The following is a 23,908-nucleotide window of genomic DNA, read 5'->3' as shown; positions in this document are numbered from 1 at the left end:
TAATTTACGGTTCTCCACCGAAGTCAATCTCCGTGTTGTCGCCGATGTTCAGGCTGTGGCGCATGCCGCCGATGCTTGCATCGTTGCCCACTACCGATTTGCGCAGGACGATGTCATAAATGCGGGCGTAATCGCCGATAATGGAGTCGGAAACGATGGCATTCACCATTTTCGTGTTCGCCCCAATCGTAACGTGGGGCCCTACGATAGAGTTGCTGATGTCGCAGTCGTTGCCGATGTGGACCGGGTGAATGATGATCGCGTTGTCGTAGGGTGGGGGATCGTCGGTGGCAAAGCCCGGGCGGTCGAGGAATATCGCATTGGTTTGCAGGAGCACCTCCCGGCGGCCGCAGTCAAACCAATTATCGACTCGTATGGCCCGTAGTTCCACTCCCCATTCCAGCATCCTGGCCAGCGCGTCGGTGAGGGGGTATTCGCCGATGCTGCGGATTTTGTGGTCCAGGTTGTGTGCACAGGCCTCGATGAAGAGGTGTACTTCGCGGATCTTATAGCAACCGACCATCGCCAGGTTCGACTTAGGGATTACCGGTTTTTCGACCAGGCCCCGAATGTTGCCCTCCCGATCCTGTTCCACTACCCCGAATTGCCGCGGGTCCTCCACCGTTTTCACGCCCAGGCAGGACACGTCCGATTCGATGAACTCGCTCAGGTCGGCATCGATGATGGCGTCGCCAAAAAAGATGATGATCTCGCCCGCATCGGCGTAGTGGTCGCGGGCCAGCCAGATGGCGTGGGCCGAACCCATCCGCTCCTCCTGGTTGACGAACACCGTGTTCAACTGGGGGTAAACCCGTTCGACGTATTCCCGAATTTTCTCGCCAAGGTAGCCGATGATGAAAACGAAGTCCGTTACGCCCAACTCGATCAACTGATCGACGATGAAGCTGAGAATGGGTTTGCCGGCCACCGGAATGAGCGGCTTTGGCTGGGTGTAGGTCAGGGGTCGCAGACGCATGCCCGCCCCGGCAACGGGGATGATGGCTTTCATGGAGGCAAGGTAGTATCTATATCTCTCCCTTCAGCTTTTTATGCACCACTTCCATCTTCGAATTGACCTGTAGCTTCCGGTAAATGTTCTTGATGTGGTCACGGACGGTTTCAATGCTGATGTCGAGGCGTTCACCGATTTCACGGTAACTGAGGTTGTCCACCAGACCCTGGACGATATCCAGCTGGCGAGTGGTCAGTTGATCGGCCGCGGAGACACTGCTCTTCTTGCGCTGCTGGTTGTGAAAGGCCACGACCTGGCGCGCGATGCTCGGACTCATGTAACTGCCACCGCGGTTGACCGTATGCACGGCGTCGCGGATGATGGTAGGATTGACCCTGCGCTTGGAAATGTAACCGACGGCACCCGCCTGAAGCGCCCGGAAGATGTTGTCGCTTTCGTCGCTGTTGGTGAGCATGATGATGTCCATCTCGGGCCACCGCTCCAGTAAGCGAGGAATGCCGGCAATACCGTTCATGCCCGGAAGCATAATATCGAGCAGCAGCGTGTTGAGGGGGCTGCTGGAGGGTACCCGGCTTAAGAAGTCCTCTACGCTGGTTGCCGCGTGTACGATGGCCACGTCGCGGTTTCCTTCAAAGCACTCTTCGATGCTGGCCAGCATGATGGGCTCATCCTCAATAATTCCCAAATGGATCATAAAAAGTTTATTTTTCGAGTAGCTCCGCCCCCCGCTGGCGGTCGCGATAGGCCACCGCCCCCCGGTAGACTAACAGGCAGAACAGTAATACACCAATCCCAAGATAAAGATAACTTAATTCACCCACCTTGCCGAAAGTAACGGTGAATACAATGCTCACTAAAAAGAAGGTGGGTACCTCGTTCCACAGCCTCAGTTTCCAGGCGGAGAGCGGGCGTTCACCTGCCTGCATCGGCAGCATGATCTTAGCCTTTGTGTACACGTGGTAGACCACCAGCAAAACGACTAACGATAGCTTCACGGTGAGCCAGCCGGTAGTGCCACTGACGAAGTACGCCGGGTTAAGCACGACCATGAGCAGGCCGCCCGTCCACGTTATCATCATGGCCGGATTGGCAATAATGCGGTACACCCGGTTCTCCATTCCGGTATATTCCTCCCGTAGGATCTGCGCCCGTAGCGCACTATCGGGCAAGCCGGCCGCGGCTACCCGATCCGTTTCGGCGTGGTTTACGAGCAACCGGCCGAGAAAGAACAGCCCCGCGAACCAACTGATGAAGCCCACCACGTGCAGTGCCTTAGCGAAGAGAATAATGTTCATAGAAAGTAGACGGTCGGTTGAGTAGAACTACCACTCAACATGTCGTACGGCCCCCGGTTGTATTGGCCAGGAAACCAATGGCTACTGCTGTTGCCATTCACCCGGCACCTGCGTTCCCGCCCTCCCCAGTAATGGTGAATATCGCGAACTTGACACCGAATTAATCTAAGATTAAAGGGAAATGGGGCTGTGCTGGGCCGAAATGCGCTAATTTTGCGCGACACACTCGTGAGATGCATTCTCGTATACACCCATTGATATGAAATTCGATCAGATTTGCGGTAGGCTATTTGTTATTCTGTTGCTCATAGCGCTGCTGTATTCCTAAAAGATGGTTTTGCCGGTGACAGGTTACCTTAGCCGGCGGTAAACCACACTCGATGACACGTTTTGCTAAGCTGTCCATTGTAATTCCCGCTTACAATGAGGCACGGACCATTCACCTTATCCTTGACCGCGTCAGGAAGGTCGATCTGTCCGGTGGCATCAACAAGGAGGTCATCGTTGTCAACGATTGTTCTACCGACGACACCGAAGGCGCCATCCAGCGCTATCGTGAGCAGCATCGCGGTTTCGATATCCAGTACTACGCCCATCCCGTAAACCGCGGAAAGGGTGCCGCCCTGCACACCGGAATCGCACGGGCCACCGGCGAGTACCTCATCATACAGGACGCCGATCTGGAATACGACCCCAGGGAATACAATGAATTGCTACAACCCGTCCTCGACGGTTTTGCGGATGTGGTCTACGGCAGCCGCTTCCAGGGGAGCAAGCCCCACCGCATCCTGTTCTTCTGGCACACGATCGGTAACCGCTTCCTCACCACCCTCAGCAATGCCTTCAATAACCTGAACCTAACGGATATGGAAACCTGCTATAAGCTGTTCCGTACTGACATGGTCCAGTCCCTCTCCCTCCAGGAACAACGGTTCGGCTTCGAGCCCGAAGTGACCGCCAAAATCAGTCGCATCCCCAACGTCCGCATCTACGAAGTCGGCATCAGCTACTACGGCCGCACCTACGAAGAGGGTAAAAAGATTGGCTGGCGCGATGGAGTGAGGGCCATCTGGTGTATTGTGAAGTATGGGGTGTAGGTTGGTGAAGGAGTGAAGGGATGAAGGATTGAAGGGGGGACCGGTACTATCCACCCATTCAATCCTTCACTCCTTCACTCCTTCACTTACTCCTCTATCTCGAACAGGGCCGGATCGAGTTCCGTATTCACCGTCAGCTCCGTTACCTGCAGCTCGATGGGGAAGGGGGCCATGCCTTCGAGCGTGAAGCTATGGGGGAACATCACCCCTTCGGTAGCCTGGTAGTCGCCGTACTTCTGGGTCACGGTTTGCGGGCCCTGCTGGCGGACGGTCTGTACCTTCAGCATGGTCTCGGCGTCGTAGTACTCCCGTACCGTACCGGCGGGTGTCTCAATGGCGAGTACAATGGCCTTGTTGCCGTCTACCATCTCGCTTCCTTCGATGGATACTTTATCCAGGGCGTTCAGGTATTCGCTTTCCTGGAAGATAACGGCCTGTTGGCCCATCGCGGTGACCGCCTCATCAGGGAGGGGCATTTTCTGTCCCTGCTGCATCATCATGGCTTTGCCCTGGTTGTATCGCTCTTCGGCCATGGTCATTCCCATCATGCTCATTTGCGTACTCATCCGTTTGTCGTTGGTGGTGATGACGGACTGGTTGATGGTCTGTCCCTGCACGTCTCCCGCCATCGTTATGCTTACGTTGCGGAGGCCCATGGCGGCCTCTTTGCCGCCGATGGCTTCGAAATAACCGTTGATCACGTCCTCCGGGCTTAGGTCGCTAGGCGTATCCATCTCTTCCATATCTACCGGCACCCCGTTCACATCGTAGTAATCTACTTTTCCGCTGGTGGCAAACTGGGCGAGCTTGTCCGCAATCGCCTTGTCACCGACTACGATGATGTGGGTTCGGTTTGGGTCGATGATGTCGCGGGCCACTTCGCTGATGTCGTTGACGCTGGAGTTCTCTACCACTTTAAGGTAGTTGGGGTAAAAATCGCGGTCCAGCTTGTAGCGTGCGGTGTTGAGGGCGAAGGACGCAATGCGCTGGGGACTTTCCAGGGCACGCCCGAAGGAGCCGGCAATTTGCATTTTGGCGTCCGCCAGTTCCTTCTCCGTCATGGGCTTCGTGGCGATTTGCTCCAGTTCGTACAAAAATTGGGTTACGGCCGAATCGGTCACCTCGTTGCGTACGTTCGCGTAAGCCCGGAAGTTGCCCACGATGCGATCGTCGCTGGTGCTGGAATAAGCGCCGTACGTATATCCTTTATCCTCACGTAGATTGGCAAATAAGCGTCCGTTAAATCCACTACCCAGTACGATATTCAGCAGGTTGGCACGAATGGCCTCCTTGGTCCCTGGTTCGAGCTCAATGGGCTGGGAGATGATAACGTTCGATTGCACGGCTCCGGCGCGGGGAACAAAGCTCACCTTTACCCCCTCCGGGCGCTGGGGTGTCGGAAATTTGGGGACGGCCACTTCCTTCCGCTCCCAGTCGCTGAAGTGCGTACTGGCCAGTTCCCGCGCCTCGTCGGGCGTGATGTCGCCCACCATCACCAGGTAGCTGCGGTTCGGAACGAAGTAAGTATCGTACACCGACTTCACCACTTCGAGGTCGATATTCGCCAGCGACTCCTCGGTCATTTGCTCGCCGTAGGGGTGATTGAGTCCGTAGGTCACGGCCTGGGTGACCCGCCCGGCGATGGCGTCGGGAGTGGTCAGTTGCTGCGCCAGCGCCGCCTTGGTTTCCTCCTTTACTTTCTTGAATTCTTCTTCGGGGAAGCGCGCCTTCAGCACCACTTCGGCGAGCAATCCGATCACTTCCTCTTTGTACTTACTTATGGTGGAGGCATACGCACCCGAGCCGCTTGTACTGAGTGAGGCACCGATGAAGTCGATGGATTCATCGATCTCCTCCTTGGTCTTGTCCGCGGTGGCCCGGCGCAGCATGTCTCCCAGTACCTGTTGGGCACCGGCGTGATCGCCCTCCAGGTGTGGGGGCACGTCCACGTACAGCTGGTAACTCACGCGGGGCAGTTTATGGTTTTCCACCACGACCACCTGTAGTCCGTTGTCGAGAGTGAAATCGTCAAAGTCACCGAGACGAATCTCCGGGGCCGGACCGGGTTCCGGTGCTTTGGCCCGAAAGGCGTCCTGCGGCTTAATTGTATCGGCGGCAGGGGGCGGGGCCGCGGGTGCCTGGAAATTGCCGGAAAAAGCAAGGGCGGTGTGGCTGTAACCCGTGAAAAACAGGGCAAGCAGCAGCGCCGCGAGCGTGGTTGATATACGTTGCATGGTTGTTTTTTTAGGGGGTTCTATTTGCTGCTAGGTTCGGGAAGCCAGTACAGTACGATGCGGTTCTGGGGGGTATAGTACTCCCGGGCTACGCGGCGAATATCCTCCTTGGTTACGTCCATAAATCGCTGGGTCTCGGTGTTGATCAGGTTGGCATCATCGAGAAACATTTCGTTGTCGGCCAGACTCTCGGCGATTCCGGCAACGCTGCCGTAGCCGGCGATGGCGTCCGCTTCGATCTGGTTGCGCAGTTTCTGGAATTCACGGTCGCTGATCAGTTCGTTCTGCAGCTTACCGACCTCCTCATTGAAGGCGTTTTCCACCGGCCGAAGGTCGGTCGTGCCCGGTCGGGTAATGGCAAAGGCGATAGCCAACCCGGGATCCTGACTCGAGGCGGGGAAGCTTCCCGCCTGTACGGCCAGCTCCTTCTCGTCTACCAACACCTTGTTGAGGCGACTGCTCTGTCCCTGACTTAGTACCTGGTTCATCATGCTGATGGCATAATAATCAGGATGCGAGCGCGCTACGGTGCGGTACCCGATGATCAGCGCGGCGAGGGGCACCTGGTCGTACACCGTATCCCGCACTTCACCGCCGAGGGGTTTCTCTACGATATCCACCCGGGGTGGTTCGGGGCCGCGGGGGATGCCGGAAAAGTACTTATCGATCAGCTCCTTGGTCTCCTCGATGTCGATATCGCCGGCAATGCTCAGGATAGCATTATTGGGCACGTAGTACGTCTTGTAAAACCGCTGGAAGTCGGCTTCCTCGGCATTATTAAGGTCCTCCATATAGCCAATATTTGGATCCTTGTAGGGGTGCTCCTTAAAGGCACGCTGGTAGAGCTCAAGGGTGATGGTGCCGTAGGGCTGGTTGTCGTACCGCTGGCGGCGCTCTTCCTTGACGACCTCCCGCTGCGTTTCGACGCCTACGGATTGCACCTTGGCGTGCAGCAGCCGTTCGCTCTCGATCCACAGGCCCAGGGCCAGTTGGTTGCTGGGCAGGATCTCGTAGTAGTAAGTGCGGTCGTTGCTGGTGTTGGCGTTGAGTGCCCCGCCCGCGGACTGGACGTAATCATCGATCTCCCCCCGCTTGATGTTTTCGCTGCCCTCGAAGAGGAGGTGCTCGAAGAAGTGCGCAAAACCGGTACGCCCCTCGAAACTGTCCTTGCCACCCACCTCATACATGATGGATACGGCAACGATGGGAGTGGTATTATCCTGGTGCAGGATAACCTTCAAGCCATTGTCGAGGGTGTACTTTTCGAATTCGATGGACGCCGACTGAGCCGTAGCGACAACCGAAAAGCCAATCAGTAATAGCGGGAACAAGAACCGCCGTTTCAGTGAGTGCATAGGGTGTTGTTTTTTTCGGTAAACGATAAAAACAAAACATCGTTTGCTGTAACCTAGGATTTTGCGGATTCCTACAACGCGCCTACGTCCTTCCGACGACGTTCCAGCTCTTGCTGGATGATGCACCGGAGCCGCTTGCCCCGGTCGTGACAACTGAAGCGACCGCTTACGTAAAGAGTTGCACAAATGAGGACCACCGCCAGAAAGGCCAGGGCCGCGAGCGTGCCGTACACCAGTGGATACCAACCCAGTAGACCGGCCGCACAGGCCGCAAAGAGCATAGCCGGGATGCATACGCCCAGGCGGAAGATGGTGCGGCGCAATTCACGTAGCCGCATGGATTCGATGCGCAGACGCCGCAGCAGATGGTGCAGCTCGTGGGTGGCATACGCGCCCGCTCCCCCCGTCAGAATGAGAAGAAAATCATCGTTGCCCGCTCGTTCCAGGCGGTTGATTTGTCGGTTCCAGAAGCGGTTGGCCATGTCAGCCCTAAAATTATAGTGTCCGGACGAGGCGACAAAGGAAAGAGGGGATTTTGTCGAACGCAGTTGCCTTTTCCTGCTCGCGGCAGGTAGGTCCGGAGGTGCGAAAGATCAAACAAGCTTGGTTTTGCTAAAACAATTTGTAATATTTGCGGGTACTCCGCCACGTGAATTAGAGGAAAATGACTGCAGAACTGGCTCGCTCGGCCCTTAAAAAATACTTTGGCTACGACGACTTCCGTCCGCAACAGCTGGACATTGTCGAACACGTTTATGCCGGGCGCGACGGGATCGTTCTCATGCCCACCGGTGGCGGCAAGTCGATGTGTTTCCAGATTCCCGCCGTCACGATGCCGGGGACGGTAGTGGTCGTCAGTCCGCTGATCTCCCTCATGAAGGACCAGGTCGACGGCCTTCGCGCCGTAGGCATCCGGGCGGCTTACCTCAACAGCAGCCAGCGGGGAGGGGAAAGCCATAAAGTGGAACAAGCGTACGAAGGCGGGGAGCTACACCTGCTGTACGTTAGCCCGGAAAAGCTGCTCTCGCCCGGCTTCTTTGCCTTCCTTAAGCGCCGGCGCGTGTGCCTGTTCGCCATCGACGAGGCCCACTGCATTTCGGCCTGGGGGCATGACTTTCGTCCGGAATACACCATGCTGCGGCAGCTCAAAACCGCCTTCCCGGAGGTGCCGGTACTGGCCCTCACCGCCACGGCCGACCGCCTCACCCGGAAGGACATGGGCGAGCAACTGGGCATCCCGGAAGCGAAGCAGTTCATTGCCTCCTTCAACCGGCCGAACCTAAGCCTGGAAGTACGCCCCGGACAAAAGCGCCGGGAGCAGATCATCCGCTTCATTCGCGACCGCCCCGCACAGGCCGGGATCGTTTACTGCCTGAGCCGCAAGCAAACCGAGCAGCTGGCCGAAAAGCTGCGGGAAAGCGGATACAACGCCGAAGCCTACCACGCCGGCCTGAGCGCCGACCGCCGGGGGAAGGTGCAGTCGGACTTCATCAACGACAAGACCTTGATCGTCTGCGCTACGATCGCCTTCGGCATGGGCATCGATAAGAGCAACGTGCGCTGGGTCATTCACTACACCATGCCGAAGAACCTGGAAAACTACTACCAGGAGATCGGACGTGCGGGCCGGGACGGTACCAAGTCGGATACCCTGCTGTTCTATTCCTACAACGATTACACCACGCTAAAGGACATGATTTCCGGCAGCGGCAACGCCGAGATCCAGCTGGCTAAACTGGACCGGATGAAGGAGTACGCCGAAAGCCTGGCCTGTCGCCGCCGCATCCTGCTCAACTACTTCAGCGAGGACCACAGCGACGACTGTGGGAACTGCGACGTCTGCGCCAATCCGCCCAAGCGGTTCGACGGCACGGTGATCGCCCAGAAGGCACTCAGCGCCGTGGCCCGCCTGCGGCAATCGGTAGGCGTCACGACGGCCATCGATGTACTCAGGGGGTCATCCCGCCAGGACATTATCAAGAACGGGTACGATCGGGTAAAGACCTACGGTGCCGGCCGCGATATGTCCACCTACGATTGGACGCAGTACTTCGGCCAGCTCATCAGCCTGGGATACCTCTACGTCGCGCACGAAGACTACAACAAGCTTCGGCTTGCTCCCGCCGCCCGCCGGGTACTTTACGAAGGCGAAACGGTGGAGCTGGTGAAATTCGAGATCATCCGGGACCGTAAGAAGCTGGAGCAGGACAAGACTGCCAAGAGGGCCTCCGCTCCCCGCAGTCGCGGTTCCCTCTTCGAGGCCCTGCGCGAGGTGCGCCGGCAACTGGCCCGGGAAGCCGCCATCCCTCCGTACCTCATTTTTTCCGACAAGACGCTCGAAGAGATGGCCGCCGCCGCGCCGACGAACGATTTGGCAATGTCCCGCATCGGTGGGGTAGGGGAGGTAAAGCTGGCCCGCTTCGGCGCCCACTTCATCCAGGCGATTAAGGCCTTTAGCGAGGAAGAAACGGAGTCGACGCCGGCGGCAGACCAGCAACCGAAGTCCGATCTGCCCGCCCACCTCCTTACTTACCGGCAGTACATCAAGGGGGCGACCGTACGCGACATTGCCCGGGAACGGGGGCTAAAGCTTTCGACCACCTACGGCCACCTGGCCAGGGCTTACCAGGAGGGGCACGACCTGGAGATCGAAGACCTGCTGCCGGGGCAGACGATCGACTGGGTCGACGAAGCCAACCGCGCCGTATCCGGGAAAGCGGGGTCAAAGGCCATCCTGGCGTACATTGCCGAGCACCACCGGGACGGTGTGGTAAAAAATTATCACCTCGAACTGGTCGAAGCCTACCGTACCCGCCACCCCCTAAGTACCGCCTCATGAGCGACCATCCCGAATACCTGTTCGTCTACGGAACCCTGCGCAGCGACATCCCATCGAGTATGAGCAAGTTCCTCCGTCGTCGTGCCGCCCTCGTAGGAAAGGCAACCACCGGGGGGAAATTGGTCGACCTCGGGGATTACCCCGCGTTCGTAACCGGTTCCGGTACCGCCCGGGGTGAACTCTACCGGATCAGCCCCGAACGGGCGGAAGAGACCTGGGAACTGCTCGATGCCTACGAAGGAGTCTCCGGTGGGGCCGGAGAAGAATACCAACGCACGGAAATTGACGTGCGGGTGGCCGCCGGAGGGAAGTTCCGCGCACAGACCTACGCGTACCGAAAATCAGTAGGTGGTAAGCCCGAAATACCCAACGGCGATTACCTTCCGTACTACCGTGGCAATTCAAAACACCAGAAATTTACCGGCAACGACTGATGCGTATCCTGCATACGGCTGACTGGCACCTGGGGCACCGACTGTACAACCGCGACCGTACGGCGGAACACCGCGCCGCGCTCGAATGGCTGCTGCAAACGATCGAGCGGGAACGGGTCGACCTGTTGATTGTCGCCGGAGACATCTTCGACATTACCAATCCTTCCAACCTCGCCAAGGAGCTGTACTACGACTTTCTGGCCCGGCTCAAGCAAACCTGCTGTACCTCCGCCGTCGTGGTCGGGGGCAACCACGACTCCCCCTCCCTGCTCAATGCCCCCCGCGGACTGATGCGGGCCCTGCAATTACACGTAGTAGGAGCCGCGGATACTACCGCCGCGGAGCGGGTCGTACGAATCAGGTGCAAAGAGGAAGAACTGATCGTTGCCGCGGTCCCCTACCTCCGTGAACGCGACCTGCGTACCGCTCGCTTCGGGGAAAGTTTGGAAGATCGGGAACAGGCGCTTCGCGACGGCATTCGCGGCCACTTCGAGGAGATTGCCGCCGCGGCGCTCGACTTGCGCTCCGGGAAGGAAGTACCCATACTGGCTACCGGTCACCTCTTCGCGGCCGGCGCTGCCGACGATGAGGAAAAGAAGAGCTACATCTACCAGGCCAACGAAAACAACATCGATGCCGGTCACTTTCCAGACTGCTTCGACTACGTCGCCCTCGGCCACATCCACCGGGCACAAAGCGTCGGAGGACAAAAGCACATTCGCTACGCCGGCAGCCTGGTACCGCTGACCTTCGTAGAGGGCCAGGCCGCCCGCAGCGTACGCCTCGTCGAAGTCGGTCGGGCGGGCGAACCCGTCGTCAGCCGTAAACTACAGGCACCGAGCACGCGCCCCCTGCTGCGCCTCCGGTACGAATTCGATGAAGTAAAGCGACGCCTGCGGGAAGCCGTACACAATTATGACCCCACCTTATTCACCCCCTGGGCCGAAGTGCGCGTGCTGACCGATGAGCCTATTCCCAACCTCCGGGAAAAATTGATGGCGGTGATCAAGGAAGCACAAGCCGACCCCGGCGCCGATCCGTGCATCGAACTCATCCGCATTAGCCGGGAACGATTAACGCCCCATGCCGCGGAAGATCGGAGGCAGGACGAGCAACGGCAGTTGGACGAGCTGGATCCTGCGGATGTCTTCGTGCAATTGTGCGGTCGGCAAAACCACGGAGCCGCGGTAGATGCGGCACTCCGGCGCGACTTTCTGGAACTGAGCAACTGGGTGAACGACGAATCAGGACGATGAAAATATTACGTATTAGCATCCTCAACCTGAACTCGCTCAAGGGAAAACATGAGATCGATTTTACCCAGCCTCCCCTGGTCGACCACCCCCTCTACGCCATCGTAGGACCCACCGGGGCGGGCAAGACGACCATCCTCGACGCCATCACGCTGGCCCTGTACGGCCAGACGGAGCGGACCAAATCGCTCACGGATGCGAAGAAAGAAGTGGCTACGGTCATGACCCACGGTACCGGTCAGTGCCGCGCGGAGGTCGAATACGAAACCAGCGCCGGAAGATTCAGAAGCGTTTGGCGCCGAAGACGTGCGCACAAGAAGGCCAGTAAGGATCTACAGGCCAGCGAGCGGGAACTAAGTCGGTGGAACGCTACGACCCAAGTCTACGACATACTGGCCACGAAGAAGCGGGAGGTCGACCAACTCACCGAAGAATTCACGGGCCTTACCTACAACCGCTTTGTCCGGTCCGTCATGCTCACTCAGGGAGATTTTGATCGCTTCCTAAAGTCGGATACCGGTGAAAAAGCGGCCATTCTGGAGCAAATCACCGGTACGGAAGTCTACCGCCAACTCAGTGAGGCAGCCTTTCGCAAGCATAAACTGGCCCGGGAGGCCTTCGATCGGGCGACCGAAGCAATCGCTCACACCATGCCCCTGTCGGAGGAGTTGCGCCAGGAACTAGAGGTGCAACTCGGTGAGGAGCAGTCTCTCGCTACCCAGGTCCGCGATAAGCAGACCCTCATCACCGTCCAACTCAACGCTTTTCAGACGGCCAATAAATTAGCCGCCCAACGGGATGCCGCCGCCTTACACCGTCAGCGGAGTGAAGCGGCGTACGCAGCCCTGTCTGGCAAACGCCACCGATTGGAGCTCAGCGACCGCTTATCTCCCCTGCGGTCGGACCTCGACCAGGAAGAGAAACTCACCAAGGCAATCAACGAGTTAACGGCCAGGCGGGTGGAACTTATTCAGGAAGCCACTACCGCAGCGGCCGCGCTCACCAATGCTTCTTCCCGCCGCGACCAGGCTCACCGGCAACTGGAAGAATTTCGGGCCGAAGGGCCGCAACGGGAGCAACGATTGATCGAAGCCGAGGCAGTGGAAACCACCCTGCACACCCTACGGGAACGGGAAGAAGCCGGCTCTTCCGAACTTACGCGGCACCTGCGTTCCCGCCAACTGATGGTAGCGGAGCAAAAAGCGTTACGGAGCGAGATCGGTACGCTGGAACAGCAGCTCGACGGACTGTCGGAGGAAAACGTTACGGCCGCCCTCGAAGCGCTCGAACAGGAGTTGCCCGAGCTCGACCGGCAACTGAGCACGCTGGATACCCAGCTAAAGTACCTGGAAGTGCAAAAAAGTATTGCGGCGGTAACGCAGGAGCAAAGCAAGTTGCAGGAGCAGCTAGACCAGGTACGCACCCGGGAGGCCACGCTGGAATTGCAGCTTAAAATCGCGGAACAGGCGGTCGACCTGGCCCAGAAGGAGCAACAAAACGCGCAGCTCAAGGCTAGTTTTGAGGAGCACCGCAGGCGATTGCGCGAGGGAGATCCCTGTCCGCTCTGCGGCGCTGAACACCACCCGTTTCTGCACGCGGCGGATAGCCCGGAAGAAAGTCCCGATGCACTACAGCGGAAGATTACCCGCCTGGAAAACGAGCGGCTGTCGGTGGATAACGAACTGCTAGCGGTCAGCCGAAAAGCAAACGCCCTCAACGTTGAGTGGAACGGAAGCACGCGGGTACTGGCCGAGCGGCAAACGCAGTTGGCTGCACTCGGACGGGCCCCGGAAATGAGCCGGGAAACGCTGACCCTTCGCCAGCAAGAATACCGGGAGGCACTGCGATCGGGGAAAGACCGGCAGCAGAGATTGCGGCGGTTACGCCCCCCGCTGCCGCAGTTGCAAATCAAGCGGGCGGAGCTGGCCGCTCAGGAAAAGGCTCACGGTGCATTGCAGCTACAAATCGCCGAAATAGAGGCTACGTTGCAGCAGATTCAAGCCGATGCCGCAGCTCAAAGGAAGGCGCTTGCCGACCTCCTGCATCCCCACGAGAGCAGTGGTACGTACCGCCGTCACCACCAGGACCGGTCCAACCGCCTGCAACACGACTGTACGCAGCTGACGGAGGAACTGCAGCTTCTCACTACCCGGTCCGTCAAAGTACAGGAACGGACGGCCGCTCTGGAGGAGCAACTCATCGCTCGCCGGCAGGAACTTAGCGAGGTGACCGCCCGCATCGGGGCTGCACTGAAACCCCTGGGATTGACGATGGAACAGGCACGGGAGCAGCTACTGAACAGCGACGAAGTCAGCGCCCTACGGCAGCAACTACAGCATGCGGACCAGGAGCGAATAACGGCGCGTGCCCTGGCCGAGCAGGCGGAGGAGGAGTACCGCATTGCCGCAGCGGGCTTGGTCGATCTTCCTGCGGAAGAAAGTATTCGTCAGGAGGGGCAGCGATTGACGGAGGAGCTGACCCGAAGGGAGCGGGACATCGGGGCGCTCGAACAACGGCAAAAGGAAGACGACCGGCGTATCGAGGAACTTGCCCTCCGCCGGCACGAACTGCAAAGCCTGGAGGGGGAACGCGACCGCTGGGCCAGGATGAACGATCTGATCGGCTCGGCGGACGGAAAAAAATTCCAGAGTTTTGCCCAGAGCATTACCCTGCAACGCCTGGTTGCGGTCGGCAACCGACACCTGGAGACCATCAACCCCCGCTACCAAATGATCTACGCACCGCCACCCCCGGGCGGCAAGGAGAACCTGGATTTGGAGATCGTCGACAACTACATGAACGACAACCGGCGCACGATGGAGACCCTGAGCGGGGGAGAAACCTTCCTCATTAGCCTGGCCCTTGCCCTCGGGCTGTCGGACCTGGCAAGGGGGAAGCAACTCATCCAGTCGCTCTTCATCGACGAAGGTTTTGGCACCCTCGACAGTAAGACCCTCGACCAGGCCATGGTGACCCTAGAGCAGTTACAGGCACAGGGAAAGACCATCGGCATCATCAGTCACGTGCAGCAATTGCGCGAGCGTATCCAGTGCCAGATCCGGCTGGAGCCGGTCGGGGATGGCTTTAGTCGTATCGAGCTAGCCAATTAAGAATCGCCTCCTCAAACTCCCGGGGCGCTTCGGCGAAGGCTACGTGGCCAACCCCCGGCAGGGAAAGGAAGGTGGCGTTTCCGAGCCGTTTGGCGTACTCCCGCTGGTGAGCATACGGTATGATCGGATCCCGGTCACCGGCAACAACGAGCACGGGAAGGTGAATGTCGTCGATCTCATCCATCAAATTCATCTCGAGCAGGTAGCGAAACAGGGCCCGTTGACCGGAGATGGAATGTCGCCGCACGTCGGGGAAAATATCACGCAGGGTCGGATCGAGCGGCGGGTAGCTCAACAACTGTTTCCACTTACGAGCGTAAAACATGGTCGCCATCTTCAGGAAGATCACGTGACGTTGCATCACCCACCAACTCGTGTGGAAAAGCGCCTTGCGGAGTAGGTGTCCCTGCGCAAAAAATTGCAGCACGCCCTCGAGTCCGCGGGCCCGGCCGGTCATGAATCCGCCAATGCTGATCACCGAGGCGACGCGGTCGGGATACTTGGCCGCGTAATTCAGGCAGGCGAAACCTCCCAGGGAGTAGCCTACGAGGTGAAATTTACTGCTGGGGATAAGTTCGGCGATCGGGCGGGCGACGAGTTCGGCAAAAATAGTTTCGTCCAGGCTGTCGGCGGAAAATTTTCCGGCGTAGGTGCTAGGGTGGTGAAGCGGCAGGCTGAGGGAGAACCATTCGCGGTGGTTGCGGACCTCGTCGTACATCGCGCTTTCCCAGAAATTAAGGCTTGCCGTGAGTCCGTGTATCCACACCACGGGCAGGCGATCCGCCGCGCTGTTGCGGTAAGCGAGGCTGGCGATCCGGTGGTGGGCGTAGGAAGTAAACGAAAGGCTTGGTGCTGACATGGCCATTTGGCGAACGAAACTGCCGGCCGGGTGGTTAGACCTGCACGGCGGGCTTGTAATAAGCCGCCGCAAGGTAGGTCAATGCCGGCTTACCTTCTTTTGTATCACCAAAACCAAGCATCCATGCAGGTTATCATCAACAAATCCTCCGAGCTTTCCGAGACGACCAAAAACGTCATCAACGAGAAGGTGAACAAACTCGAAACGTACTACGACCGCATCGAGCGGGCGGAAGTGTTCGTGAAGGAGGACGACGGCAGTGCCACCAACGGCTACACCGTCGAAATTCGCCTGGCCATCCCCGGCAATGACTTGTTCGCCACCCACACCGACGAGAGCATCGAACGCGCCACCGCCGAAGTCACCGAAGCCCTGCGCCGGCAGATCAAAAAACACAAGGAGAAGGTAACCTCCCACTAAGCATAGCTTCCTTATCCGAAGCCACCCGAGGGGTTCCGTCGCTTGCGGCGGAGCCCCTCGTTACGTTGGGCGGGAACGCAGGAGCAACGCAATCCGCCAAAACCTGTAATATTGCCGCAAAGACCGTTCCCCATGTCCGATGCCCTCCGCGAAACCAACTTTACCTTCGACCCACCTGCGGACCTCTACCGGGGAAAGGTGCGCGACGTGTACCGCCGCGGCGATCGGCTGCTGATGGTCGCCAGCGACCGCATCAGCTCCTTCGATCACGTGCTGCCGCGGGCCATCCCGCATAAGGGGCAAATCCTCAATCAGATCGCCGCACACTTTCTCCACGCCACCCGCGACATCTGCCCGAACTGGCTGGAGAGCAATCCCGATCCCAACGTCGCCGTCGGTAAGGCCTGTACTCCCATCCCCGTGGAAATGGTAATTCGGGGCTACCTGGTAGGCCACGGATGGCGCGAATACGCTGCCGGCCGTCGAACCCTCTGCGGGGTACCCATGCCGGAAGGAATGAAGGAAGCCGACGCCTTCCCGGAACCCATCATCACGCCGGCCACGAAGGCGGAGGAGGGCCACGATGAAGACATCAGTCGGGAAGACATCCTGTCGCGGGGCATTGTCTCGCCAGAGGTATATGCCAAATTAGAAGAGTACACCCGTCGACTCTTTTCCCGCGGGACCGCCATGGCCGCCGAGCGGGGCCTCATCCTGGTCGACACCAAGTACGAGTTCGGCCTCCTCGACGGCGAAGTCTACCTCATCGACGAGATCCACACCCCCGATTCCAGCCGCTACTTCTACGCCGACGGATACGCCGAACGGCAGCAGCGCGGTGAACACCAAAAGCAGCTGAGCAAAGAGTTTGTCCGCGAATGGCTCATGGCCCACGACTTCCGCGGCCTTGAAGGACAAACCATGCCCGACATGCCCGACGATTTCGTCCACAGCGTCACCCAGCGCTACACCGAACTCTACGAGCTCATCACCGGCAAACCCTTCGCACCCGCCGACACCACCAACATCGAAGCCCGTATCGCCAACAACCTCGCCACCACCAGCTGGAAACCGGCCTAACCCTCGACCCCTCAATCCCTCATTCCTTCCCCCCTTCAATCCTTCTTTCCCTCAACCCTTCACCCCTTCAATCCCTCAATCCCCTCCCCCCTTGAAAATCATCTGCATCGGCCGCAACTACGCCGCCCACGCCGCCGAGCTCGGCAACGCCCGCCCCGACGAGCCCATCGTGTTCATGAAGCCTGGCTCCGCCGTGCTGGCCAACGGTAAGCCGTTTTACTATCCGGAGTTTAGCAAAGACATCCACTACGAGGTCGAGGTGGTGGTAAAGATTGCCAAGAACGGACGGCACGTACAACCGCAATTTGCACTGGACTACGTCGATTCCATCGGACTGGGGCTCGACCTGACCGCCCGTGACCTCCAGCAAAAATGCAAGGAAAAGGGCCAACCCTGGGAGATCGCCAAGGCCTTTGACCACTCCGCTCCGCTCTCCGCCGAATTCATTGCTCCCGCTGCCCTGCCCGATACCGACGACATCGAATTCTCCCTCGAGAAGAATGGGGAGGAAGTCCAACACGGTCACAGCCGGAACATGATCTTTTCGATCACGGAACTCATCTGCTACGTGAGCAAATTTTTCCGCCTGCAGAAGGGCGATCTGATCTTCACCGGCACTCCCGAAGGCGTTGGCTCGCTAGCCGTAGAGGATGAGTTGGTCGGCTACCTGTGGACGAAGGAAGGAAAACGGGAAATGCTGCGGACGAGGGTGAAGTGAAGGGGTGAGTTGGTGAGTTGTTGAATTGTTGAGTTGTTGAATTAGTGCGTTTGGTCAGTGCGACAACTCACCAATTCAACAACTCACTAATTCACCATTTCAATAATTCACTCTACCGAGAACTTACCCATACCTCTCCGCGTTTACGTCGAGAAGGTCAGCATATACCCATCGCTGAGCTCCAACGGGGGCGTACCGGAATCGACAGGGAAGTAAGCTTTGTAGTAAGCATGCCGGAGCATGATTGGTTACTCCGTAAAAAATAACGATTGACTCTTTAGTTGGCACTCCCAGCTATGCTATGGCAGCCTAAACTCAGTTTAGCTGTCTAAATGTGCCGTGTGGTTGACGCCTGATACACACCGCGCCGCATATCATCACCCCCTCGGGCTGGCCCGCGACCCTGATCTGAGTCGTGAGCGAGATTAAGGATCTAAGGCACCGAATGAGTGGGTTACCATACTTACCCGGTGCTCGAAAATTCGATTGGTAAATAAGCATGTAGAAAGCTGCCTTGCGCTTTCGCTGGACGCGAGTTCGACTCTCGCCGCCTCCACCCCGTATAAGATGCCCCGACTTCCAGTAGGAAGCCGGGGCATTCTTGTTTACCGGACAACCAATGGGCGAACGGCGGAAGTGCTGCCGTCGGTGATCCGGAGAAAATAACTGCCCGCAGGGACGCTCAGCGTCGTATCGAGCCGGTGATCACCCGCCGAAAGGGCGCCACTGAACAGTTGATGGACCGGACGACCCAGCAGATCCATTAGGACCACGTTTACCTCGGAGCTGCGTTCCAGGGTGAAGGTGGTGTGCAGGGTACCGCTGGTCGGATTGGGGAAGACGCTGAAGAACAGGCGGGCAACGGCGGCGTCGTTCGTGGCCGTGCTCAGTCGGCCGCCCTTGCGCTCCACTTCCTGGGAGAGGTATACCCGATACTCACCCGGACCGAGATCGATGCCGGCGGACAGATCGGAAAAGGTGACGGATTCTCCGTTGAAGTAATCGTACCAGGTACCGGTCGTGGGAACGGCATTGGTGACTTGCGCGCCGGTAACGCCGAAGTTGCCGATGATAGCGGCCCGGCCGTCGTCGCTGTCGAGGTGGACGTACTTCACCGCGCCGTTGAAGTTGGAGGCGGTCACGTTGCCGTGAAAGTAGTCGTAGTTATTGCGCAGGTAGAGCAGATCGGCAATGGTGTGGTAGACCTCCTGGCGGTCAGCATTGTCGCGGTACTCCCAGACGATCGGTTTGGGGTCGGTACGGCAGCTGTTGTCTACCCGGCCGTCCGCACAGTAGTTGATGGGGTAGTCGTAGCCCAGCTCGCCAAACTGCCAGAGCATCTTCGGGCCGGGGAGGGTATAGAAGAAGGCGCTGGCCAGTTCTGCCCGCTCCAGCGCAGTCGGCAAATCCTTCACGCTATAGTTTCCGCTGCTGTTGCCGAACTCCCGGTTCTTGTATACCATGCGTTCCTCGTCGTGGCTCTCCATGTAGGCGACCAGGCTACGCTGATCGAACCCACGATTGACTGCTAGTACGTCACTGAAGTTTGACTTCGATCCTTCGTTGTACCCCATGGAGGCTTCGAGGTAGGCATCGTGGGGCTGGTAACCCGACCAGAAGTACATACCGTTGCCGTACTGGGCCAGTTCGTTCTCCTCGCGGCTCTCACCGAGGTGCTCCATGATGACGTAGGCTTCGTCGTTAACGGACCAGACGAGATCGGCGTATTCCTTCAGAATCGCGATGCGGGAAGCGTCGTACTCGTTCCAGACATCTACGTCGTTACTGAAATTTTGGGTGAAACCCTTGCTAAGGTCGAAACGGAACCCGTCGATCCGGAATTCCTCCAACCAGTAAGCCAGGGTGGTTTTCACGTATTCCCGGGTCAGGGTACTTTCGTGGTTCAGGTCGTAGCCGACATTAAAGGGGTGGCGGGCCGTGACGTTGGCGTACGGATTGTCCGCGCCCGGCTCGTAGGGCTGAGTACCGGGCCACATCCGGATCAGGGGGCTCTGACCGAAGGCGTGGTTGTAGACGACATCGAGCACCACGGCGATCCCCCGAGCGTGGGCCGCGTCTACGAAAGCCTTGAGATCCTCCGGGGTACCGTAGTATTTATCCAGGGCCATATGAAAACTCACGTTGTAGCCCCAGCTGATGTTTCCTTCGAACTCGCTTACGGGCATCAGCTCGATGGTGTTGATGCCGAGGCGGTCGAGGTAATCGAGGGTATCGGTCAGCTCCCGGTAACTGTGGCTTGCCAGAAAATCGCGGACAAGGAGTTCGTACACGACCATCTTTTCCGGATCGGGCCGCTCGAACTCATCCACCTGCCAGTCGTAATCTGGCGGGAACAGGCGGACCCAACTGACGATCCCCTCCGTCTCATCGGTAGGGTAGCTCGGAATGTCGGCGAAAGTCACATCGGTGATGAAGGGATCATTCTGCGGATCGAGCACTAAGGTGCTGTACGGGTCGGCAAAACGCCCCTGATCGTCTATGGCGTACTGGTACAGCAGATCGGAGTCGCAAAGGAGCGGTTGGCACGGCAGGTCTTCTTCCGGGATGGTCAACCAAAAAGAGGTGCCATCCGGACTGCGGTTCATGCGGCTGCCGGCGGTTGGCGACCAGTTGTTGAAGTTGCCGACGATGAATACGTCCGTCTTGCCCGGCGCCCGCAACAGGAAACTGACGCCGCCATCCTCCAGCAGGGTAGCTCCCGGGCTCAAACCTTCCGGGACAGCGGCGATGGCAGGCGGTCCGGTAACGAAGGTCACCGCAGCCCGGGTGGTTTCCCCCTGGTAAGTAGCTGTGACGGTATAGGTAGTTACCGCGGCATCCGGAAGAACCACTTCGGTGGAAATTTCGGAGGCGTTGACCTGGCTGACGACCTCCCCGCCCGTGGTAATTCGCAGCTCGGAGGTGATGAAAGAATTGGCTGCAATAGTGAACCGATCGCCTACCGTAGCGGATACGGGCGAATTGACCGGACTGGTAATTTCCAGGACAAGCACGGCCTCAACGCTGAAGGAATCCGCTACCACCTGGTCTCCACTTTTCGCTTCGACGCGAACGGTGTGCTGTCCGGGAGAGAGCAAACGCAGGTCATGCGTCAGCTGGGTTCCGGTGGCCGTAGCCACGAGGCTGTCGTTGTCGAACAGACTGATGGTAGCATCTGCGGTGGTGCCGACGGTGATGGGCAGGGGCTTGCCGAGGGCGTAGGTATCGGTGCCGGGGTCGCCGAGTAAGTTTAGGTCCAGGGCGCTACCGCTACTCACGTCGATAAATATGTCGGTTCCTCCCGCTGCCTTTCCTTCCCGATCGCCCGTAGCATCGCGGAAGACCAGCGCGATTTTTTGAATTTCAGTTTCCTCCGGCACCCCGTAGTACTGACGCACCGTGGGCGTGAAGGTGTACGTATACTTGTTTGCTTCGCCGGCGACGGGGGTGAGTTTCCAGTCGGGCTCGGCCTTTCCCCACTCCGTCTTCACAAATTTCCAGTCTCCGGAATGGGTGCTGGCCGGCGTGATGACGCCGGTGTGCAAGTATATATCACAGTTGCAATCCCGTAGTCCGGCCGTGCCCTGGGTAGCGTCGTACGTTATGGTTAAGGCTTGCCCGGCCACCGGTACCGCAGGGTCGGTGGTGACGATCTGGGCCTGGAGCACGGAAAAAGAAAAGAGTAGAGTACAGAGTAAAATTCTTGGCATGATCTAATTTTAGTCGGTCGAAGATAGAATAAGAAAAGCCCTCCGATCGGGTGATCGGAAGGCTTTATCGGTTTAACGACGGAGACTGGGAATCAATCTTACGTCGCTAAGTTCTGTAACGGCAAGATCGGTGGAGGGAATGCTCCCATCCGCTAATCTTGCTGACTAGTGCTATTCAAAGTCACGGTCACCGCCGCGGTCGTATCCGCCGCCCCGGTTGCCCCGGTCGTAGCGTGATCCGCCGTCGCTGCTGCGATCGTAGCCGCTGCGCTCGTAGCCGCCGCCTCCGCCGCCGCCACTGTAGCCGCCACGGTCGTAGCCGCCTCCGCCGCCGCCGCGTCCGCCACGGTCGTAACCGCCGCCTCCGCCGCCGCCGCGTCCGCCACGGTCATAGCCGCCGCCTCCGCCGCCGCCGCGTCCGCCACGGTCATAGCCGCCGCCTCCGCCGCTGCCGCCTCCGCCGCCACGGTAGCCACCGCCACCGCCGCTGCCTCCGCCGCCACGGTAACCGCCGCCGCCACCGCCACCGCGGTAACCGCCGCCGCCTCCGCCGCCATAGCCGCCTCCGCCGCCGCCACCACCACCGCCTTTGCGGTCGTTTTCTTTGACAACGATAGTGCGACCGTCAAGGTCAGTTTGGTCAAGCGCTTCTATGGCAGCCTGCGCTTCATCGTCGCTAGGCATCTCAACGAAACCAAAGCCACGGGAACGACCGGTCTCCCGGTCAAGGATGATTTTTACCGACTCAACTTCGCCGTAGGCGCTGAAGGTGTTACGAAGGGTATCTTCGTCGGTATCCCAGCTTAGCCGGGCAACAAATAAATTCATAATGAAATAGAAAAGGATTAAAACAAATGGTAATGTTGAAGGCAAGGCTAAAGGCTAGAATGCAAGTCCAATCTTAAAAACGGAAGCCAACTCCAGAACCGTGAAAAGCTACGTCATTAACAACAACGCTGTGCACAAATGTTGTACACCCGAGCAAAAATAGCCCCTAAATCAATGCAATACCCAAAAATCTTTGTTTTTATCCTCCTGATATGTGTTTCCTGTAAATCGGGTGATGAGTACGCAGCAAAGGAGGTGGAATACACCCGCCTGCTCGAGGAGACCCGCACCACCTACGCTCCCGATCGCCGCACCGATCGAGTAGCGATTGAGGCAGTCACCCGCAACAATTCACTCATCCTAAGGGGCTACACCACGGTACCCGAAGTGTACAGACTATTGAGCGACCGCATTCGGGAAGACCGGGGGGTAGTCGATAGCATTACCCTCCTAACGCCAGGACAAACCAACGATGCTTACGGTCTGGTCCGAGTTTCGGTCGCCAACATCCGCACCGAACCCGGTCATTCTCAGGAGCTAACTTCTCAGGCCCTGATGGGCACGCCCGTGCAGGTTCTCGACCAGCAGGATGGCTGGTTCTTCATCCGCACCCCCGATCGCTACCTGGCCTGGTTGGAAAAAGGTGCCCTCACCCGTCTCGATCGGGATGCCATTTCCGCCTGGTTTGACGGTGATCTCAGCACCTGCGTACCCGCCCAGAGTGCCGTGATGAGTGAGCCAGATGGCGGGCGCATCGTCTCCGAAATCGTGGCTGGGAACATCCTCCGGCGTACGGGGGAAGAGCGGGGTAGGTTCACCGAGGTTTACCTGCCCGACGGACGGCACGGCTGGGTGGCCACTGCGGACCTGGCACCCTACGAAAGTCTCTCCAAACCGGTGAAAGTAGCTACCGACGCCATACTGGAAACCGCCTTTGCACAGGTCGGAAAGCCCTACCTGTGGGGCGGAACGAGCACGAAGGCCATGGATTGCAGCGGCTTCACCAAGACCGCCTACTACCTGAACGGCTACGTGATCCCCCGTGACGCGAGCCAGCAAGTTCACGCGGGTATTGAGGTGCCCCTGGACGATAATTTCTCTCAGTTGCAACGGGGAGATTTACTTTTCTTCGGAAATCACCGGGCCGACGGGAGCGAACGAATTACTCACGTGGGGTTTTACCTCCAGAATGGGCGGTTTCTGCACGCCGGGGCCGACAACGACTACATCACGGAGAACTCGCTTAGAGAGGGCGACCCGGACTACGCGGAGCACCGGCGTACCAGTCTGTTGCGGGCCCGCAGGCTTACGGAAAACACCGCTGGGGTGGTGCCGGTGGACCAGGCGTTTCGCTCACTTTATACCAAATCTTCGTCCCGGTAGGGGCGACGGGTTTCCAGTTCCCGCAGTTCCATCCGTTCATCCGGATCTGCCAGGGGCGTGCCCTTATTTTCTTCGCGGGGGTGGACGTCCTCGGGATCGGCCAGGGGGCCGTACAAACTCATGGCTTGCATGGTGATGCCAATGCCCCAGCCCAGGATCGGCCAGATGGCCCAGAAGGCTCCGACGTAGGTGATGACGTTGAGCAGCACGAAAAATCCGCACATGACCAGGTACGTCCGCAAGTGACGGCGAAAATCGATCTTCTTTTCGCGCAGGCTTTTCTGGTCGTACTGACGTTGTTTGCGGCGGCTCATGGTTTA

19 protein-coding genes and 1 other RNA gene are annotated in these 23,908 nt (G+C 58.5%); 10 read left to right on the top strand and 10 right to left on the bottom strand.

Going from position 1 to position 23,908, the window contains the following annotated elements; translation table 11 throughout:
• Positions 1 to 4: 4 nt before the first annotated feature.
• Genes GGR28_RS09190 through GGR28_RS09180 form a run of 3 tightly spaced genes read right to left on the bottom strand, consistent with a single transcriptional unit; the run spans position 5 to position 2,268 of the window.
• Entirely contained in the window at positions 5 to 1,009 is a 1,005-nt protein-coding gene (locus tag GGR28_RS09190) for a sugar phosphate nucleotidyltransferase (RefSeq protein WP_183495488.1), read from the bottom strand.
• 16 nt (positions 1,010 to 1,025) lie between these two features.
• Positions 1,026 to 1,667, bottom strand: coding sequence for a response regulator transcription factor (locus tag GGR28_RS09185; RefSeq protein ID WP_183495487.1), 642 nt, complete (start codon positions 1,665 to 1,667; stop codon positions 1,026 to 1,028).
• A gap of 7 nt (positions 1,668 to 1,674) precedes the next feature.
• Positions 1,675 to 2,268, bottom strand: coding sequence for a CopD family protein (locus GGR28_RS09180; protein ID WP_183495486.1), 594 nt, complete (start codon positions 2,266 to 2,268; stop codon positions 1,675 to 1,677).
• 380 nt (positions 2,269 to 2,648) lie between these two features.
• Here GGR28_RS09180 and GGR28_RS09175 point away from each other — a divergent pair, with 380 nt between their 5' ends.
• On the top strand, positions 2,649 to 3,365 hold the full coding sequence (locus tag GGR28_RS09175) for a glycosyltransferase family 2 protein (RefSeq protein WP_183495485.1): 717 nt from the start codon (positions 2,649 to 2,651) through the stop codon (positions 3,363 to 3,365).
• 86 nt (positions 3,366 to 3,451) lie between these two features.
• On the opposite strand, the gene GGR28_RS09170 is transcribed toward GGR28_RS09175, so the two are convergent.
• The 3 genes from GGR28_RS09170 to GGR28_RS09160 all read right to left on the bottom strand — a co-directional run bounded on the left by GGR28_RS09170 (position 3,452) and on the right by GGR28_RS09160 (position 7,436).
• Entirely contained in the window at positions 3,452 to 5,599 is a 2,148-nt protein-coding gene (locus GGR28_RS09170; RefSeq protein ID WP_183495484.1) for a M16 family metallopeptidase, read from the bottom strand.
• A 20-nt stretch (positions 5,600 to 5,619) separates the two neighbouring features.
• Entirely contained in the window at positions 5,620 to 6,954 is a 1,335-nt protein-coding gene (locus tag GGR28_RS09165; protein ID WP_183495483.1) for a M16 family metallopeptidase, read from the bottom strand.
• Between the two features lie 71 nt (positions 6,955 to 7,025).
• Complete coding sequence (locus tag GGR28_RS09160) at positions 7,026 to 7,436, bottom strand: hypothetical protein (RefSeq protein ID WP_183495482.1); 411 nt, start codon at positions 7,434 to 7,436, stop codon at positions 7,026 to 7,028.
• Between the two features lie 182 nt (positions 7,437 to 7,618).
• Between GGR28_RS09160 and recQ the strand changes: the two genes are divergently transcribed.
• From recQ to GGR28_RS09140, 4 genes are read left to right on the top strand one after another with little or no spacing between them, the layout of a single operon-like run.
• On the top strand, positions 7,619 to 9,793 hold the full coding sequence (recQ, locus tag GGR28_RS09155) for a DNA helicase RecQ (protein ID WP_183495481.1): 2,175 nt from the start codon (positions 7,619 to 7,621) through the stop codon (positions 9,791 to 9,793).
• The gene (locus GGR28_RS09150; RefSeq protein WP_183495480.1) at positions 9,790 to 10,227 is read left to right on the top strand and encodes a gamma-glutamylcyclotransferase family protein; all 438 of its coding nucleotides are present in this window, start codon (positions 9,790 to 9,792) and stop codon (positions 10,225 to 10,227) included. Before recQ ends, GGR28_RS09150 begins: the two co-directional genes overlap by 4 nt.
• Entirely contained in the window at positions 10,227 to 11,483 is a 1,257-nt protein-coding gene (locus GGR28_RS09145; RefSeq protein WP_183495479.1) for an exonuclease SbcCD subunit D C-terminal domain-containing protein, read from the top strand. The genes GGR28_RS09150 and GGR28_RS09145 overlap by 1 nt, the downstream gene beginning before the upstream one ends.
• A complete protein-coding gene (locus tag GGR28_RS09140) occupies positions 11,480 to 14,590 on the top strand; it encodes an AAA family ATPase (protein WP_183495478.1) in 3,111 nt (1,036 codons plus the stop codon). Before GGR28_RS09145 ends, GGR28_RS09140 begins: the two co-directional genes overlap by 4 nt.
• On the opposite strand, the gene GGR28_RS09135 is transcribed toward GGR28_RS09140, so the two are convergent.
• A complete protein-coding gene (locus tag GGR28_RS09135) occupies positions 14,565 to 15,449 on the bottom strand; it encodes an alpha/beta fold hydrolase (protein ID WP_183495477.1) in 885 nt (294 codons plus the stop codon). The two genes, GGR28_RS09140 and GGR28_RS09135, sit on opposite strands and share 26 nt — an antisense overlap.
• Positions 15,450 to 15,572: 123 nt before the next feature.
• On the opposite strand from GGR28_RS09135, the gene hpf reads away from it, so the two are divergent.
• From hpf to ssrA, 4 genes are all read left to right on the top strand, one after another.
• The gene (hpf, locus tag GGR28_RS09130) at positions 15,573 to 15,869 is read left to right on the top strand and encodes a ribosome hibernation-promoting factor, HPF/YfiA family (protein WP_183495476.1); all 297 of its coding nucleotides are present in this window, start codon (positions 15,573 to 15,575) and stop codon (positions 15,867 to 15,869) included.
• Positions 15,870 to 16,001: 132 nt separating this feature from the next.
• Entirely contained in the window at positions 16,002 to 16,949 is a 948-nt protein-coding gene (locus tag GGR28_RS09125; RefSeq protein ID WP_183495475.1) for a phosphoribosylaminoimidazolesuccinocarboxamide synthase, read from the top strand.
• A gap of 91 nt (positions 16,950 to 17,040) precedes the next feature.
• Positions 17,041 to 17,667, top strand: a complete 627-nt coding sequence (locus GGR28_RS09120) for a fumarylacetoacetate hydrolase family protein (protein ID WP_183495474.1) — start codon at positions 17,041 to 17,043, stop codon at positions 17,665 to 17,667.
• A 186-nt stretch (positions 17,668 to 17,853) separates the two neighbouring features.
• Positions 17,854 to 18,226: a transfer-messenger RNA gene (ssrA, locus tag GGR28_RS09115) on the top strand.
• A gap of 46 nt (positions 18,227 to 18,272) precedes the next feature.
• Here the strand turns inward: ssrA and GGR28_RS09110 are convergent.
• The gene (locus tag GGR28_RS09110; RefSeq protein WP_183495473.1) at positions 18,273 to 21,377 is read right to left on the bottom strand and encodes an alpha-amylase family glycosyl hydrolase; all 3,105 of its coding nucleotides are present in this window, start codon (positions 21,375 to 21,377) and stop codon (positions 18,273 to 18,275) included.
• A 171-nt stretch (positions 21,378 to 21,548) separates the two neighbouring features.
• The gene (locus tag GGR28_RS09105; RefSeq protein ID WP_183495472.1) at positions 21,549 to 22,205 is read right to left on the bottom strand and encodes an RNA recognition motif domain-containing protein; all 657 of its coding nucleotides are present in this window, start codon (positions 22,203 to 22,205) and stop codon (positions 21,549 to 21,551) included.
• A gap of 174 nt (positions 22,206 to 22,379) precedes the next feature.
• Here GGR28_RS09105 and GGR28_RS09100 point away from each other — a divergent pair, with 174 nt between their 5' ends.
• Positions 22,380 to 23,588 carry a C40 family peptidase gene (locus GGR28_RS09100; protein WP_183495471.1) on the top strand — a complete coding sequence of 403 codons (1,209 nt, stop codon included), beginning with the start codon at positions 22,380 to 22,382 and terminating at the stop codon, positions 23,586 to 23,588.
• Here the strand turns inward: GGR28_RS09100 and GGR28_RS09095 are convergent.
• On the bottom strand, positions 23,564 to 23,902 hold the full coding sequence (locus GGR28_RS09095) for a 2TM domain-containing protein (protein ID WP_183495470.1): 339 nt from the start codon (positions 23,900 to 23,902) through the stop codon (positions 23,564 to 23,566). The two genes, GGR28_RS09100 and GGR28_RS09095, sit on opposite strands and share 25 nt — an antisense overlap.
• Positions 23,903 to 23,908 lie beyond the last annotated feature (6 nt).

Source organism: Neolewinella aquimaris (assembly GCF_014197245.1).
In the GTDB taxonomy this organism is placed as follows: Bacteria; Bacteroidota; Bacteroidia; order Chitinophagales; family Saprospiraceae; genus Neolewinella; species Neolewinella aquimaris.
The sequence above is the reverse complement of the archived record's forward strand: the minus strand, read 5'-3'. Positions and strand labels throughout refer to the sequence as shown.

Excerpts from the sequence above, each read along its gene's own strand:
- GGR28_RS09190 (WP_183495488.1), bottom strand. The coding sequence starts at position 1,009 with ATGAAAGCCATCATCCCCGTTGCCGGGGCGGGCATGCGTCTGCGACCC.
- GGR28_RS09185 (WP_183495487.1), bottom strand. The coding sequence starts at position 1,667 with ATGATCCATTTGGGAATTATTGAGGATGAGCCCATCATGCTGGCCAGC.
- GGR28_RS09180 (WP_183495486.1), bottom strand. The coding sequence starts at position 2,268 with ATGAACATTATTCTCTTCGCTAAGGCACTGCACGTGGTGGGCTTCATC.
- GGR28_RS09175 (WP_183495485.1), top strand. The coding sequence starts at position 2,649 with ATGACACGTTTTGCTAAGCTGTCCATTGTAATTCCCGCTTACAATGAG.
- GGR28_RS09170 (WP_183495484.1), bottom strand. The coding sequence starts at position 5,599 with ATGCAACGTATATCAACCACGCTCGCGGCGCTGCTGCTTGCCCTGTTT.
- GGR28_RS09165 (WP_183495483.1), bottom strand. The coding sequence starts at position 6,954 with ATGCACTCACTGAAACGGCGGTTCTTGTTCCCGCTATTACTGATTGGC.
- GGR28_RS09160 (WP_183495482.1), bottom strand. The coding sequence starts at position 7,436 with ATGGCCAACCGCTTCTGGAACCGACAAATCAACCGCCTGGAACGAGCG.
- recQ (WP_183495481.1), top strand. The coding sequence starts at position 7,619 with ATGACTGCAGAACTGGCTCGCTCGGCCCTTAAAAAATACTTTGGCTAC.
- GGR28_RS09150 (WP_183495480.1), top strand. The coding sequence starts at position 9,790 with ATGAGCGACCATCCCGAATACCTGTTCGTCTACGGAACCCTGCGCAGC.
- GGR28_RS09145 (WP_183495479.1), top strand. The coding sequence starts at position 10,227 with ATGCGTATCCTGCATACGGCTGACTGGCACCTGGGGCACCGACTGTAC.
- GGR28_RS09140 (WP_183495478.1), top strand. The coding sequence starts at position 11,480 with ATGAAAATATTACGTATTAGCATCCTCAACCTGAACTCGCTCAAGGGA.
- GGR28_RS09135 (WP_183495477.1), bottom strand. The coding sequence starts at position 15,449 with ATGTCAGCACCAAGCCTTTCGTTTACTTCCTACGCCCACCACCGGATC.
- hpf (WP_183495476.1), top strand. The coding sequence starts at position 15,573 with ATGCAGGTTATCATCAACAAATCCTCCGAGCTTTCCGAGACGACCAAA.
- GGR28_RS09125 (WP_183495475.1), top strand. The coding sequence starts at position 16,002 with ATGTCCGATGCCCTCCGCGAAACCAACTTTACCTTCGACCCACCTGCG.
- GGR28_RS09110 (WP_183495473.1), bottom strand. The coding sequence starts at position 21,377 with ATGCCAAGAATTTTACTCTGTACTCTACTCTTTTCTTTTTCCGTGCTC.
- GGR28_RS09105 (WP_183495472.1), bottom strand. The coding sequence starts at position 22,205 with ATGAATTTATTTGTTGCCCGGCTAAGCTGGGATACCGACGAAGATACC.
- GGR28_RS09100 (WP_183495471.1), top strand. The coding sequence starts at position 22,380 with ATGCAATACCCAAAAATCTTTGTTTTTATCCTCCTGATATGTGTTTCC.
- GGR28_RS09095 (WP_183495470.1), bottom strand. The coding sequence starts at position 23,902 with ATGAGCCGCCGCAAACAACGTCAGTACGACCAGAAAAGCCTGCGCGAA.